Origin of the sequence: Paenibacillus sp. FSL R5-0623 (assembly GCF_037974265.1) — a bacterium.
In the GTDB taxonomy this organism is placed as follows: domain Bacteria; phylum Bacillota; class Bacilli; order Paenibacillales; family Paenibacillaceae; genus Paenibacillus.
Map to the genome: position 1 here is coordinate 2209379 of NZ_CP150233.1, position 14127 is coordinate 2223505.

Genomic DNA, 14127 nt, shown 5'->3' on the forward strand with positions numbered 1-14127 from the left:
CACCCGAATTTTTGCTCAGGAATCAATCTACTTGCCATTATACTACATTACACGCTGTAGTGGAATAGATACGATATGATAGGAAAGCAAAGCTTGGATATGATAAAATAAAACGATATTGCAATCTTACCAAGACAGGATGAGTGGGAATATGGGTGTAAAGTTACCTTTGATATTTGCTGAGCGAATGAAAAGTTTGCTGGGCGATGAGTTTGAACAATTTATGAAATCTTATGAACAGTCTCCTCATGCGGGACTGAGAGTGAATACGCTAAAAATATCGATGGAACAATTCGATGAGATTACTCCGTTTGATCTAAGACCTATTCCGTGGTGTGAGACAGGATTCTATGTACCTCATGGTGTTAAACCGGGGCTGCACCCTTATTATCATGCAGGCTTGTATTATATACAGGAACCAAGTGCAATGGCTCCCGTTGAATTATTGCAGGTGGAGCCTGGGGATCGGGTGCTTGATCTGTGTGCTGCTCCGGGAGGAAAAACAACACAGATTGCTGCAAAGCTGCAAGGCAAGGGTGTGCTTGTCACGAACGATATCCATGCGGAACGCACCAAAGCGCTGGCCAAAAACGTGGAATTGTACGGGGTGCGTAACGCCGTTGTTTTGAATGAGTCGCCAGAGCGGATCGCGAATGCATTTCCTCATTATTTTGACAAAGTATTAATTGATGCGCCTTGCTCAGGTGAAGGCATGTTCCGCAAGGATGAAGACATGGTGAAATCGTGGGAACATCATTCGGTGGATAAATGTGTGTTAATGCAGCGTGATATTCTCGAAACTGCGGCACGATTGCTAGCCCCGGGAGGAACCATCGTATATTCGACATGTACCTTTGCGCCGGAGGAAAACGAAGCGATGATTGCGGAGTTCCTGAATGTAAACCGTGATTTCGTAGTCATGGACATTCCTGAAGAGACAGGATTTGCTCCGGGACGTCCGGAATGGGTACGTCAGATGATGCCGGAGAAGGCTGAAGAGACGGAAGCTATACTGGATCAAACGCGTGGCACCGCAAGATTGTGGCCTCACCTTTTGGAGGGAGAGGGACATTATGTCGCTGTATTGCAGCATCGTGCAGGGCAAGGATTAGAAACAGATCAACCTGGAGTAGTTAAAGAAGGAGCAATGGAGTATGGACAGGTCGTGGATGTGTCCAGGATTGAAGTAGAAGGGAACAAGGATCACTCTATTGCTGCTTCTTCAATTGCTATGACCAAGGCTGATCGCAAAAAGGAACGTTTGTTGCGAATCGAATCCAGAGAGTCCCATGACAGGCAGGCTGGTGGCGGCAAGAATTCGGGTAGACAGAGCAAAAAAGGTAAAGATCACGGTGGACGCAAATCGGAACGGGGTCAGGGACGCGGAGCTGATCCGGCAAGTATTGATCCGGTTGCGATCTATACTCAGTTTATGAAAGAACAATTGGAGATTGAGTTAACTGGAGAGACGGTATGTTATGGAGATCGTGTGTATCAATCATCGGTTGGTGCAGCTCGGTTGGAGGGACTGAAAGTCATTCGTCCAGGCTGGTTTATGGGCACGATCAAGAATGGACGATTTGTTCCGTCCCACCCGCTTGCGTGTGCTCTGAATGCATCTGAAGCACGGCGAAGCGTAAATCTGTCATCCGCTGATGGCGAAGCCGTGAGATACCTCAAGGGTGAAACATTAAATATGGCAGAAGAACGAGTGGTGCTCAAGGCGGATACGATTGCCAAAGGGTACGTTCTTGTATGTGTAGATGGTTATGCTGCTGGCTGGGGGAAATGGCTGGATGGTGTACTGAAGAATGAATATCCGGCAGGGTGGAGGTGGACATCGGTATGAGTGGAAAAGGCAAACAAACGCTGCGTCTGGATAAAATATTAAGCCATATGGGTGTGGGAACACGGAGTGAACTTAAAAAGATGGTGAAACAAGGCAGAATCCATGTGGACGGCAAAGCGGTGAAAGACAGCGGTGTACAGGTGAACCCTGAGGTCAACGTCATTGAAGCCGATGGCGAGCGGATTGTGTATCGGGAGATGATCTATCTCATGCTGCATAAACCTCCGGGTGTCGTGTCTGCTACCGAGGATAACAGAGATAAGACGGTACTGGATCTGCTGCACAAAGAGGATCGGGTGTTCAATCCTTTTCCTGTGGGACGACTGGATAAGGATACGGAGGGACTGCTCATTCTCACGAATGACGGTCCACTTGCCCATGATCTGTTATCTCCACGCAAGCATGTGCCCAAAACCTATGAAGCCCGTGTACTGGGAGACGTGGATGAAGCGGATGTGCAACGTTTCAAGGCGGGCATTCAATTGGATGACGGATACGAGACGCTGCCGGCCGAACTGACTATACTTGGTCAGGAAGAAACGGAAGAAGGTACGATCTCGTCGATCTCGCTTATTATTCACGAAGGGAAGTTTCACCAAGTGAAACGTATGTTTCAGGCGGTAGGAAAGCGAGTGATCTATCTGAAACGCGTTGCCATGGGTGAGCTGGAACTAGCTTCCGATCTTACTATTGGAAGCTATCGTGAACTAACTGCAGATGAGTTGAGCCTTCTGCGGAAGTAAGGTTTTGGGTGGGTGCGACTACTAACAGATGAGGATGAAGCCAGAATGACTTATAAATTAATTGCACTTGATGTAGATGGAACACTGCTGAATGATCATCATGAACTTACCGAATGGACTCAGGAGACCTTGATCCAAGCTTCCCGTCAGGGAGCAGAGATTGTCCTGTGTTCAGGTAGAGGTCCTGCCAACACGATTCCTTTTATGGAGCAGATGGGACTGGATGGATATGTGATTACGCATAATGGCGCCGTTACCGCGCAAGTCGATACCCGTGAGGTGGTTCATCATTTTGCATTAGATGGACAAGGACTGGAGCCAATCATATCCTACTGCCGAACCAATGGAGTACATTTTGACATCAATACAGCATTTGGTCTGTATGTGGATCAACCGGAAGGTTTGGGTTTGCAGGTGCGCGAGATGTATTACAACTTTATGGCAGAGCCACTGAAGTTACCCAAGTGGGTTGACATGACAGAACCGCTGGCGAAGTTCACTGCATTTGGTCCGATTGAACAGATGGATGCAGTACTTCAGGAATGGTCTACCTGGAATCTGCCTTATTATATGACACGGAGTGGTGACTTTTTTATTGATCTGATGCATCCCGAAGCGTCCAAAGGCGCTGCGCTTAAAAGGCTTGCCGAATCGAAGGGAATCATGCCCTCGGAGATCATGGCGATTGGCAACTACTTCAATGATATTACGATGCTGACCTTTGCGGGCAAAGGCATTGCCATGGATAACTCACCGGACGAGGTGAAAGCTGCTGCGGACGAGGTTACACTCTCCAATAACGAGCAGGGTGTGGCACACGCAATCCAAAAATATGTGTTATCCATCTAACCTACATCTTATTTTTGAAATGCACGCTTCCCTCATAATCTACCGTCTTTAGGGGCATCCTAAGAGAATAACGTTAGGAATGAAGGAGGACATGTGATGAATTATGATGTGGAATTGGTTGCAGACCTGCGGACATCAGGTGGAGAAGTACAGGACGTGATGGTCAATGGACAATATGCAGGCTCACTTTTCCTTGTGTACAGAGAAGGAGATCGTTTATCAGGTAGTCTTCAGATCGAGCAGGAGTCTCTGCCAGATGGTACAGAGGAACGTATCGTGGAAAAAGTGCATGCCTATGTCCGATCTCTTGCAGATGCGTTGGAAGCTGCTTATTTTGAAGTGCTGGTTAGTTGTGGTTCATTACACTCGGTTCTGCATAAGCCTGAGTCAGAGACCGTGTGGCCGTCTGAAGATATGAATCATGACGAAGGCAGTTATGACGATATAGACAGCAGTGGAAGTAAGCTAATCCCTGTTTCACAAGCCGAATCGTTTACATATGAAGATCGGGATCAGGTTCTGGAGATGGAAATGGTAAGCGCGGGACGCAACATATCGACGTATTTATTCAACGATGTCGAAGGGCAGGAACTAGCAGAAGCTTCCTTAAAACAATATGGCGCTGATGTACAAGGTGAAATACACTGGTATGACGAGCCGGAAGAGAATCAATTGGAAGCTGCGGCAGAGTTGCTGGTCAGAGAGCTGGATGAAGATATCATCGATACGATTACGATCCGCATGTGGCATCAGGGCAACGAACTCGAGACGCTAGAGTGGGTACATCGCGATTTCTCCGAGGATTTTGAGGATACCGATGAATCGGATCTGGATGAGCTGGAAGCTGCTGAAGAAACATGTTATGTCATGCTGAAGCGTAAGGATCGGGAGTTCCGGGTATATGAGCTGTTTCTTCAGGAACGAGGTGGATTACCTGTGGGAACAGCAACAATAGACACTTCTCATTCCGATCTGACGGGATACATTGATTACGAGGTTCCTGGTACCAGCATTCAGCGAAAGAGCCTGGTCGAAGTGTTGATGCAGGAGTTGGACAAGGAAATGGAGTTTGATACCTTGCACCTGACGATGTTGTATCGAAATCAGATTATTGATGAAGCCAGAATAGATGGGTAAAGGGCAACCGCCTTTTACCTTTTTTTATGCTCATTTTGACGAAAAATTCATTTCCCGGTATAGTACCATTAGTTTAACAGAGATCAGGAAGCGGAGGAGAACAATGATGCACTCATTCAGGATCAGTAGCGAATATATTAACGATGGTTTTCAAGCGGTTCAGGCGAAGCCGGAAGATACGGAGGATGTGATGTCGCTGCTGGTGGAGACAGCCGAATGGTTACAGAGCCAAGGTTCTTCCCAATGGAACGCTTTGCTTAAAGGTGAAGATTCACATGATACGGCAGGGGCAATCCGGCGTGGGGATGTGTTTGTATTTAAAAAAGGAGCGGACGTAGCGGGAATGGTCATCCTTTTGGTTCAGCCAAGCCCTTGGGATATTCATCTTTGGGGTTCAAAAGCTCATGCCGAGGATGGTGCAATTTATCTGCATCGGCTAGCGATTCGAAGAAAATATGCTCAGAGCGGTCTGGGACGGTCCATTTTGCAATGGTCCAGCAGCGGCATACATTTTGAAGGCAAACATACTGTTCGGTTAGATTGCGGAGCGAGCAATGCTACGTTGAACGCCTTTTACGCGCGGAACGGGTATACTTTTTTGGGAGAGACCGATGGTTACAGTACATATGAGAAGCCCGTGGAGCTACGGAGCTGAAATTCTGGTTATCCATTGAATATGTTGACGACAACGCGAGCGATTGACTGCTGGATTAAAGCTTTTACTTCTGAGGGGAACGTTTCATGAATATGTTGTATATACGAGTTATCGTAATATAGATGTTCCGGCTTCCCTATGTCATAATGGATAGTAGAGCAGTACGTAAGTTAGAAAGGGGGAAACTAACGGTGAGATTGCTGCAGGCGCTTTTCTTTCCTCCGGAGCAGCCCGGAGGTGTATCCTCTATGATTCCGTATATGCAAGAGAGATTTACAACCCCGAGGTGGGAAATGGAACTATTCTCGTTGCCAAAGCGAATTCGCAATAAGGGCAGAGAGGAAGTTCAGTTCGAAACGTTTGACTGGACGGAATATCAGGATAGTCCTGTTGTCCAAAAATATATTCAAACCTATCGTGATTATCTATGGTGGACCAAACTGCGTATTCAGAAGCCTTATGATCTGATCCATGCCCACCATCCAATTGCAGGACTTGCGATGAAAACGGTTTTCCCGGATACACCTCTCATTCAGACGATACACTCCAGTTATGAACGAGAATTAATCCTTAATGGACGCATTGAAACGGATGGACCGGAGCATCGATTCCTGCTTGCGATATATGGTGAGCTCGAACACCAGGCAGAGCGCCTCTTAACGGTGTCAGATTCGTTCCGTCGTTATCTGGCTCCCTACGTGAAGGAACCTGATGTCATCGGTGTGATTCCTAATGGATTTGATGAGAAGCGGTTTAAGCCGATTCCTCATGATAATGCGATACCACAACTGGTCACGGTATGTCGGCTTGTTCCGGCAAAAGGGTTGGATATTCTTTTCAAAGCTTGTGCTGAACTGAAGGGCCGAGGTCATGATTATGTGTTACATATTATTGGAGATGGACCGATTCGTCCTGATCTGGAAGAATTGGCGCAACGATTAGGGATCTATAATGAGACCATTTTCTATGGTTATACACTGCACCCTGAGGAATTCATGCCATTCTTTGATATTTTTGTACTTCCTTCACGGGCAGAAGCATTTGGTTCTGTCTTCGCTGAAGCGGCACTGAGTTGTCTTGCCCTTGTGGGTACGGATGTAGGTGGTATACCTGAACAGATCGAGAACGGTAGCAATGGGTTGCTTGTACCGGCAGAAGATCCTTCTGCATTAGCTGAAGCGCTTGAAAAGGTGATGCTGGACCCGGCTTATCGTTATGAACTTGCCCGTTCGGCGTGTGAAAAAGCCAAAACACATTACTCGCTTGGCAGATCGGTCAATGAGTTAAAAAAGATGTATCTACAGTTTCCTAGCAAAGCTTAAAACGTAGAGCAAAAAGTGCGAGCCGCTGTGATAAACAGCGGCTTTTTGTCATGTTTAAGGAAAGAGTACCTGCGATGACTTGTGGTTATGAGGCACACAGATGCTCATATTCATGAAGTACATGGACCGTGAGATTTATATATTGTTGCGTCTACGAAAGGCGCCCCAGCGGTTCAGTACCAATTTGGCAGCCCAGATTAATGCCATACTTCCAAAGATGGGGTAAAGGATGGACAGCAGGGAACTGAATCCAAACTGACTGAGTGAGTAACACAACAGCATAATGGTTAATGTAATGAAACGGGGATGAACACGTATATGTTGCCTGAGTTGCAAGGTCATTCCATAGATATCGGCTACAAAGGTACTGAATATTTCCATGAAAATAAGGGATACATATACAGATTGCACTGCCCATCCAAGTTGAAAGGCAATGCTGCCCATCGGGATTTCGAATTGAATGATGCCGGGCATCTGGGCTGACATGGCAAAATGAGCTGCCATCAGCATGAAACCTACGCCAATTCCACCCAATACTCCACCCCACTTCAGCACATTCCGACTACGAATCTGGTTACCTACAGGCACAAGAACAGCTTGAGCCAACACCAGATTGAATGAAGTATACAACAGTGGAGACAGCCACACTTGAATAGGGTTTGAATCTGTCGTCAGTGTGATGAATCGGGAAGCACCTGGATGATGGATGGTACTGGTGATCATGAGCAGAGATAACAGGAGCATCATGGGCACGACAATGCTATTCATTTGTAGGATGGCCTGAATGCCTCGACCGAGAAGCAGATATGACCCTACAAGTGTGACGATCAGACCTGTCTGATAATGCAAACCCAGATGTTCAACAAAAACGGAACCTGCTCCGGCAAGCATGACACTGTTCACGCCAATGAGAATGAGAAGGGTCACCCAGGTGATCCATTTGCCCGCCTTATGGCCGAATAAATGTTTGTTCAGATCCTCATAAGAGCGGGACCCGGTATCGTGAGCGATCAGCATCATTTTGGTACCTAACCAGACAAAGAGCATGGTGGATAAGCCTATGGTGATGGTGGCCCATTTGCCATACTGGGTAAAAAACTGCAAAATTTCCTGCCCTGTAGCGAAGCCGGCTCCGACAACCGTTCCGATGTATGTAAATGCGATCTGCAGCACCCGAAATGCCTGTTTCATGTGTTTCCCCTCTCAGGCCCCTGTATAGTTTGGACATGCGGGTACCATGGTACAAGGTATGCTTGACCCACGAAAGTCATGACAATCGATAATAGCTTTGGCTTGAAATGCGTCCCAAGGACAGCGCCCAGGCAATTTCGCTTGAACTTATAGATAGATATATGATACTTTTACCTCATAGGATAGGCTTGGGAGGTCAAATCATGGAATTATTGAAACAACGAATTTTACAAGAAGGTGTGGTTATCTCGGATCAAGTATTAAAGCTGGATGGTCTGTTGAACCACCAGATTGATCCTGCATTAACGATGGAGATGGGACGTGAGTTCGCTGCCCGTTTTCGTGAAAGTGGAGTAACTCGGGTAATCACGGTAGAATCCTCAGGCATTCCGGTTGCTTTTGCAGCAGCCTATGAACTGGGGGTGCCCCTTGTATTCGCCCGTCGTAAAAAAACACTTCTGGCTGATCCTGATGCTTACTGTGAACGTGTACCGTCCTTTACCAAAGGAATTGTAACTGACATTATGGTATCCCGCGAGTTCATTCATGAGAATGACCGCATTTTGTTCATTGATGATATTATTGCCAATGGAGATGCCGCTCGTGGCGTCATCAAAATTATCGAGCGTTCCGGTGCGGAACTCGTCGGATTCGGCGTTGTGGTCGAGAAAAGTTTCCAGGCAGGAGCACGCACAATTCGTGAACAGGGTATTCCGGTGGAAGCCTTGGTACGCATTCGTTCCCTGAACGATGGAACAGTACAATTTGACGATAACGAAATGTGACATTTTAAAGGAATAGGGCCTATTTTTTGAACTATGCCTTTGCATGACCGCCGATTTCATTTATAATGGGGTTATGTTAGGGAGAGGAGGCAACACCATGGGGAACCAACCGGCAACAGAACAATTTTTTAATGATAAGCTGGCGGAATCGAAAGTTCATTTTGAACGTGCCCTGGATTGTAAACATACGGAATTCGATGACCTTTATCCCTATATGATTGAACATCCTCAATTTTTCTGGTACAAACGCTATGTTGCCTGGTCAGAATTACTGACGATTGTAGGCTTGTGCGAAGAGTTGTCCTTCTCTTGGAAAGAACAATTTACACCGCATCAAGTGGAGTACCTTGAAGAACGTGTGATGTCCGCCAAAGTGCTTGATTTTTGGTTCGAGAAGAACGACAGCAAAGAGCACGCGCAGCGGTAACTTTCAGTCGGGACATAATTTCGAATGACATAACAGTCCAATACAGTCACGTGAGACCTAAATGACATTTCATTTAGGTCTCTTTTTGTAAATAAATTTGAAATATAGGAGCCATGAAGATGATTAGTGATACAGAATTGGACGCCCTGCGTCTGTCAGGTGAGAAAGTAAGAGTCGTACGGGACGAGCTGGAATCGAACGACGTGAAGGGGATTGTGGTTGCCTGGGATGGCGAGCAGGTACTTATCCGTCGTCAGAATCGACGTGTCGTTAAGCTGGACCGAGGTTACAGCTATCAGCTGTTCAGCGAGCCGCGCCAGAGTCCACTTAGTGAGTAACAGCTTATAATTATGGCAGTGGCCATGAGCGTTAAATGTTTGGAATTACCATGATTTCTTGGCATAATTGGCTCACTCGGGAGAGAAGATAGGTACAGTGAGGAAGATCTGTAACTATAGCCGAGAGGGTGTGCTACAAGCCATGACATTGATGAATGATAAAGTTCATGCCTACAAGGATCAGATTGGAGCATTAAGCGATGTGCTGCCAGGTGTGGTGAAGTCCTATCATGAGTTTACCGGAGAATGCTTCCAACCTGGCGTGATTGATGCGAAGACAAAACAGTTAATTGCGCTTGGGATTGGATTATTCGCCAACAATGAGGTATGTACCTTCTACCATGTAGAAGAAGCCCGTGCTAAGGGCGCAACAGATCAGGAGATTATGGAGACCGTAGCCGTGGCTGGAGCTGTTGGTGGAGGACATGCCCTGTCTCAAGGTGCGATGCGAGTGCAGAAGGCGCTGCATTAGTAAGCAATGCAACATACATTTTTAAGTGCAAAAAAGGCATCCGGTTAATAACCGATGCCTTTTTGTATGTGAATCACATTTTACCTAACATTTTATCATACATAAACTGTCCAGTTACCCGACGTGCTGTTACGTAACGATCATTGAAGTATGGATTCGATAACTTCGTGATGCTTACACCTTTACTGCTGGAGGCATGAGCGAATTGTCCGCCGCCGATATATACACCTGTATGTGAAATGCCTTTGCCTGTTGTATTAAAGAACACCAGATCACCTGTCCGAACATTGCTCTTAGATACGGGAGTACCTGCTTTGGCTTGCTGCTGCGAAGTACGTGGTAATTCAATGCTGTATTTGTTGAAAAGATATCTCATAAAACCAGAACAGTCGAAGCCGGCTACAGTTGTGCCACCCCATTTGTAAGGAATACCTGTCATGTTGTTCACTACGGAGTTGATACTGCTTGCCTCTGTGCTTGTTGCCCCGGATGTAAATAATACAGCTGCTCCAAAAATGGAGATAATCAGTTTTTTCAAAATCAATGTTCTCCCTTCGATGCCTACGGAGTTAGCTAAGGGTTCGGTAGAAGGTTCCCTATATTTCCTATGTATAAGAATAATTCACCCAAATTGGTTCCCCCGTTTTCAAACATGAAACTCGGCAATGAATAATTAAGTTTTTGTAACTATTTGAAACTATATTGCATAAATGCGTAATTGTCAAACCTATTTAAAACCCTTCGTAATACCTCAATGTTAGCGGAATTAAGGTTTTTATATGAAAGAAGGGATCAAGTTTGGGTATCATTCATGACAAAAACGTCATTATTGATTCGTTTAAGACGAATTTGGATAAATAAATAGGTTTGTCATGAGTTAAAAGAACTATCCCGTTATGTAGAATTAGAGAGATTATATTCATTAAGTTGCATATATTGACAATGATCGATTTTTTGCATATTATCTGATTATCCAATCCACATATTGGATTAAAATTGATTTTATTATGAGATAAATACAAATAAAGGAGGTTTAAGGACGCGTATCATAGGTAAGCAGAAGTGGAAGATTTATAAAAACAAACATAGGAGAGTGTTACATTTGAAAGCGAAGAAAATAATTACTTTTGTCCTGGCATGTACGATGGTGTTCTCAGCAGTTGGAATGGCAGTTCTTCCTGTAGGGACGGTATCTGCTGCGGATGCATCGGGTACTACAGCGAGTATTTCTGATATTTTGAAGAGCCAGCTGCCGGATGGGGGTTGGAGAAAAGATTATAAACAGACAAGTGGAGAGTGGGCGAAGTCCACGATCGACAACAAGGCTACATACTCAGAAATTAGAAGATTGGCGAAGGAATTTAAAAAGACGAATGATCCGCGTTACTCCACAGCTGCAATCAAAGGAATTAACTTTTTGATCAACATGCAGTATTCAAACGGCGGATGGCCACAAGTTTACCAAAGCTCCGGATATCACAAGCACATCACTTACAATGATGATGCCATGATTAATGTAATGATCATGTTGGATGAAGTAGCGGCACGTAAAGGTGATTTCTCGTTTATCGACAGCACTCTTGCTAACCGCAGTAAAAACTCAGTTGCCAAAGGTGTGGAGGCAATTCTGAATACACAGGTTGTTTCAGGCGGTAAGCTGACAGCATGGGGACAACAACATGATTCCAGTTCTCTTAAACCGGCAAGCGCAAGAATCTATGAAGTACCATCACTGACGGCTGGAGAGAGTGTAACGATTGTTAAATTCCTGAAAACCAGACCTGCTACCGCTAAAATTACGGCATCCATTAAGGGAGCTGAGGCATGGTTTAACAAAGTGAAGATTACGGGTTACAAGTATGAAAGAGCAAACGGAGACAGCAAAATTATCGCTGATTCCAAAGCTGCACCGATCTGGGCTCGTTTCTACGAAGTGGGAACGGATAAACCGATCTTTATTGGTCGTGACGGGGTCGTTAAATACAAACTAAGTGATATTGATAAAGAAAGAAGAGGCGGTTATGCATGGTATGGCAACTGGCCTTCCAAGCTGTAACTTGAAGTATGCTTCCGTTATAATGAACTAAACTATTAGCTGTTAAAGGTAAAGCCCGAAAACGACATGGACGTCTGGTTCGGGCTTTATTGTTATTATTTTCAGTGTTGACATGATAGATTTCACATGATATATTATCTCTTGTCGCCGATATTGATCACGGAGATACAATATGCGGTCGTGGCGGAATTGGCAGACGCGCACGGTTCAGGTCCGTGTGGGCTAACCCCCCGTGGAGGTTCGAGTCCTCTCGACCGCATCTAAAAAAAGACTCCTTAAGCTAACGCTTAAGGAGTCTTTTTTTGCATTTTTTGATATAACACTAACTTTAGACTTGAGTATCCAAGAGGTTAGTGCTTAGCTGCACGTACAGCAAATGGTCTTCCATCAGCCATACGGAACGTTTATTGCGCTGCGGTAACATTAATGCTGTCAATATTCGGTCCTTCCGATCCAGTGGTGACCACTTTCAATGTATTGGTCCCCGTGTTCATGGGGACCTGTATTGTTTTTTCAACCCAAGTGGACCAGCTTCCCGTAGCTGGAAAGGGCTCGTTGCTGATGACTTTGGTTCCGTTCACAAAAATGTCGAGGTTCCGAGTGCCGCTTTCCAGCGCATAACGAAACTTTACGTTTTTGGTACTTGTTGTAGTGTTATTAATGCTGTTCCATTGAATGGCCGAACCAGTCATCGCATTGAAGTTAACATACCCGGAGCCAGTGTAACCGGGGTAGATTGTTTCAATGGCAGCTTCCGTAAGTGACGTTCCGGTCTCGGCTTCATACGTAGTGCCACTGCCTGTATTCCCGCCGTTATTTCCGCCAGTAACGTTGGCAACAAACGTTGTTACGCTCTGAGGCGGGAGCTGTGCCGTGAAGGCTCCATTGGATACGGTAAGCGGGGTTCCGCTTGCCAGGTTTCGACTGCTGTCCGTAATCCATGAGGACACAGTGGAGGCATTACCATTCTGCAGAACGAATTTTTGGCTTGTGGCTGAAGTTCCACGGTTAATTGCCACAACGACGACTTTGTTATCACCTTTGTAGGCTGAGACAAATGTGTTCGTATCCGGATTTTTCGTTGCATCGACTCGCAGGTAGCCTGGACGCACGAATTTAGAGAAATGAGCCATATTATACCCGCGTTTGCTTATGGTACCGTCCTCTTTCATCGGACCATACTGTCTGCGGATGTACCACCACACATAGGCCTGGAAATCACCTTCTACCATGGCATTGTGCATGTGATAGGAAACGTCTAGTGCTTCAGGCCAGCGATCTGCTGAGTTGTTGTCACTATTCGGAACATACACCTCAGTCATCCACAGTTCTTTACCGGCTCCTTTTTGTTTAAAGAGAGGGTAGGCAAAATTCGAAATCTGTGTTCCATACGTATGCGCTCCCAGAATGTCCATGTTGGCAAGCGCCTGCGGATCATTCAGGATTGGGTCGGATATGTTCTTTAAGTACTGGAAGGATTCAGGCGCCATGACTTTGGTACCTTGAATGGACCCGGCATTTTCTTTCATGAATCGAAGGATCTCTTGTGGAGTCCACCAGGTCCAGTCATGAGCATAATCCGGTTCATTCTGCACAGAAATGGAATATAAATCTACGCCGTTATTTTTCATGTAGGTTACAAAGTCGTTCAGATGTTGCGCATAGGCGGCATATTTGTCGTATTTCAGGCGTTTGGCATTGGTGTCCCCATTGCGGTTGAATGTTTCAACCATGCTGCTCGGAGGATTCCATGGGGATGCGAATACGATAGCACCCTTTTCGATAGCCCGTTTGGCTGTGGCAACTTCACGGTACCAGTTATTAGAATCTGGATCGACGTAAATCCTGAGAATTGAGAAGCCTAACTGATTCTGATCGTTACCAAAAGCAGTTTCACGTTGAGCGGGAGTCAGATCACCAATCCAGGCAGGAAGGTTAATGCCCCCAAAGCCCTTGATCAGCTGTTTTTCCGAGGACAAATTAATGTTTGCATCGCTGGCTGCTGACACATTTGTCGGGGTTAACATCAAAGGCAGGGCTGTTAAACAGGCCAAAAGAACATTAATCGTCTTTTTTAGTTTGAATTTCACTACTTTCATCCTCCTCGATAATGGTAAATGTTACATAGAGAAACCGCGACCAGGGATAACAAACAAGAATAGCGGATTGTCTGGCATTTATTTTATGTAAACCCTTTCAAAACCTCCTTCCATAAATCATAGGAATGAAATGAAGCACATAACCTCTTTCATTTGTTGATTCTACTAAATAACTCCTAAACTGAAAACCTGACAAATTACAGT

At 45.5% G+C, this 14127-nt stretch carries 14 protein-coding genes, 1 tRNA gene and 1 riboswitch; of the genes, 12 read left to right on the forward strand and 3 right to left on the reverse strand.

Going from position 1 to position 14127, the window contains the following annotated elements; all coding sequences use genetic code 11:
* Positions 1-151: 151 nt before the first annotated feature.
* The 6 genes from MKY92_RS10220 to MKY92_RS10245 all read left to right on the forward strand — a co-directional run bounded on the left by MKY92_RS10220 (position 152) and on the right by MKY92_RS10245 (position 6555).
* The gene (locus tag MKY92_RS10220) at positions 152-1849 is read left to right on the forward strand and encodes an RsmB/NOP family class I SAM-dependent RNA methyltransferase (protein ID WP_339300524.1); all 1698 of its coding nucleotides are present in this window, start codon (positions 152-154) and stop codon (positions 1847-1849) included.
* Positions 1846-2592 carry a pseudouridine synthase gene (locus MKY92_RS10225; protein ID WP_339300526.1) on the forward strand — a complete coding sequence of 249 codons (747 nt, stop codon included), beginning with the start codon at positions 1846-1848 and terminating at the stop codon, positions 2590-2592. The genes MKY92_RS10220 and MKY92_RS10225 overlap by 4 nt, the downstream gene beginning before the upstream one ends.
* Positions 2593-2637: 45 nt before the next feature.
* Positions 2638-3441, forward strand: coding sequence for a Cof-type HAD-IIB family hydrolase (locus MKY92_RS10230; protein WP_076209498.1), 804 nt, complete (start codon positions 2638-2640; stop codon positions 3439-3441).
* 96 nt (positions 3442-3537) lie between these two features.
* Positions 3538-4578: a hypothetical protein gene (locus tag MKY92_RS10235; protein WP_339300529.1), complete on the forward strand. Its 1041-nt coding sequence runs from the start codon at positions 3538-3540 to the stop codon at positions 4576-4578.
* A gap of 106 nt (positions 4579-4684) precedes the next feature.
* Positions 4685-5233 carry a GNAT family N-acetyltransferase gene (locus tag MKY92_RS10240; RefSeq protein ID WP_339301752.1) on the forward strand — a complete coding sequence of 183 codons (549 nt, stop codon included), beginning with the start codon at positions 4685-4687 and terminating at the stop codon, positions 5231-5233.
* A gap of 191 nt (positions 5234-5424) precedes the next feature.
* Entirely contained in the window at positions 5425-6555 is a 1131-nt protein-coding gene (locus MKY92_RS10245; protein WP_339300530.1) for a glycosyltransferase family 4 protein, read from the forward strand.
* 135 nt (positions 6556-6690) lie between these two features.
* On the opposite strand, the gene MKY92_RS10250 is transcribed toward MKY92_RS10245, so the two are convergent.
* The gene (locus MKY92_RS10250) at positions 6691-7746 is read right to left on the reverse strand and encodes a hypothetical protein (RefSeq protein ID WP_237176053.1); all 1056 of its coding nucleotides are present in this window, start codon (positions 7744-7746) and stop codon (positions 6691-6693) included.
* Positions 7747-7949: 203 nt separating this feature from the next.
* Between MKY92_RS10250 and MKY92_RS10255 the strand changes: the two genes are divergently transcribed.
* The 4 genes from MKY92_RS10255 (at position 7950) to MKY92_RS10270 (ending at position 9768) form a co-directional block, all read left to right on the forward strand.
* On the forward strand, positions 7950-8531 hold the full coding sequence (locus tag MKY92_RS10255; RefSeq protein ID WP_036609617.1) for a xanthine phosphoribosyltransferase: 582 nt from the start codon (positions 7950-7952) through the stop codon (positions 8529-8531).
* A 97-nt stretch (positions 8532-8628) separates the two neighbouring features.
* Positions 8629-8958 (forward strand): hypothetical protein, encoded by a 330-nt coding sequence (locus MKY92_RS10260; RefSeq protein WP_036609615.1) that lies wholly within the window; start codon positions 8629-8631, stop codon positions 8956-8958.
* Between the two features lie 119 nt (positions 8959-9077).
* The gene (locus tag MKY92_RS10265) at positions 9078-9296 is read left to right on the forward strand and encodes a hypothetical protein (protein ID WP_036609613.1); all 219 of its coding nucleotides are present in this window, start codon (positions 9078-9080) and stop codon (positions 9294-9296) included.
* A 142-nt stretch (positions 9297-9438) separates the two neighbouring features.
* A complete protein-coding gene (locus MKY92_RS10270; protein WP_017689352.1) occupies positions 9439-9768 on the forward strand; it encodes a carboxymuconolactone decarboxylase family protein in 330 nt (109 codons plus the stop codon).
* A gap of 73 nt (positions 9769-9841) precedes the next feature.
* On the opposite strand, the gene MKY92_RS10275 is transcribed toward MKY92_RS10270, so the two are convergent.
* Positions 9842-10306: a C40 family peptidase gene (locus tag MKY92_RS10275; protein WP_036609611.1), complete on the reverse strand. Its 465-nt coding sequence runs from the start codon at positions 10304-10306 to the stop codon at positions 9842-9844.
* A gap of 5 nt (positions 10307-10311) precedes the next feature.
* Positions 10312-10443: riboswitch (cyclic di-AMP (ydaO/yuaA leader) on the reverse strand.
* A gap of 418 nt (positions 10444-10861) precedes the next feature.
* On the opposite strand from MKY92_RS10275, the gene pelA reads away from it, so the two are divergent.
* Both pelA and MKY92_RS10285 read left to right on the forward strand, forming a co-directional pair.
* The gene (gene pelA, locus MKY92_RS10280; protein WP_339300532.1) at positions 10862-11824 is read left to right on the forward strand and encodes a pectate lyase; all 963 of its coding nucleotides are present in this window, start codon (positions 10862-10864) and stop codon (positions 11822-11824) included.
* A 174-nt stretch (positions 11825-11998) separates the two neighbouring features.
* Positions 11999-12083, forward strand: a tRNA-Leu gene (locus tag MKY92_RS10285).
* A gap of 145 nt (positions 12084-12228) precedes the next feature.
* Here MKY92_RS10285 and MKY92_RS10290 read toward each other — a convergent pair.
* Positions 12229-13914, reverse strand: a complete 1686-nt coding sequence (locus tag MKY92_RS10290) for a carbohydrate-binding protein (RefSeq protein ID WP_339300534.1) — start codon at positions 13912-13914, stop codon at positions 12229-12231.
* Positions 13915-14127: the final 213 nt, after the last annotated feature.

Coding starts and splice junctions, on each gene's coding strand:
- MKY92_RS10265 (WP_036609613.1), top strand. CDS start 9,078: ATGATTAGTGATACAGAATTGGACGCCCTGCGTCTGTCAGGTGAGAAA.
- MKY92_RS10235 (WP_339300529.1), top strand. CDS start 3,538: ATGAATTATGATGTGGAATTGGTTGCAGACCTGCGGACATCAGGTGGA.
- MKY92_RS10270 (WP_017689352.1), top strand. CDS start 9,439: ATGACATTGATGAATGATAAAGTTCATGCCTACAAGGATCAGATTGGA.
- MKY92_RS10260 (WP_036609615.1), top strand. CDS start 8,629: ATGGGGAACCAACCGGCAACAGAACAATTTTTTAATGATAAGCTGGCG.
- MKY92_RS10255 (WP_036609617.1), top strand. CDS start 7,950: ATGGAATTATTGAAACAACGAATTTTACAAGAAGGTGTGGTTATCTCG.
- MKY92_RS10220 (WP_339300524.1), top strand. CDS start 152: ATGGGTGTAAAGTTACCTTTGATATTTGCTGAGCGAATGAAAAGTTTG.
- MKY92_RS10240 (WP_339301752.1), top strand. CDS start 4,685: ATGCACTCATTCAGGATCAGTAGCGAATATATTAACGATGGTTTTCAA.
- MKY92_RS10230 (WP_076209498.1), top strand. CDS start 2,638: ATGACTTATAAATTAATTGCACTTGATGTAGATGGAACACTGCTGAAT.
- MKY92_RS10225 (WP_339300526.1), top strand. CDS start 1,846: ATGAGTGGAAAAGGCAAACAAACGCTGCGTCTGGATAAAATATTAAGC.
- MKY92_RS10250 (WP_237176053.1), bottom strand. CDS start 7,746: ATGAAACAGGCATTTCGGGTGCTGCAGATCGCATTTACATACATCGGA.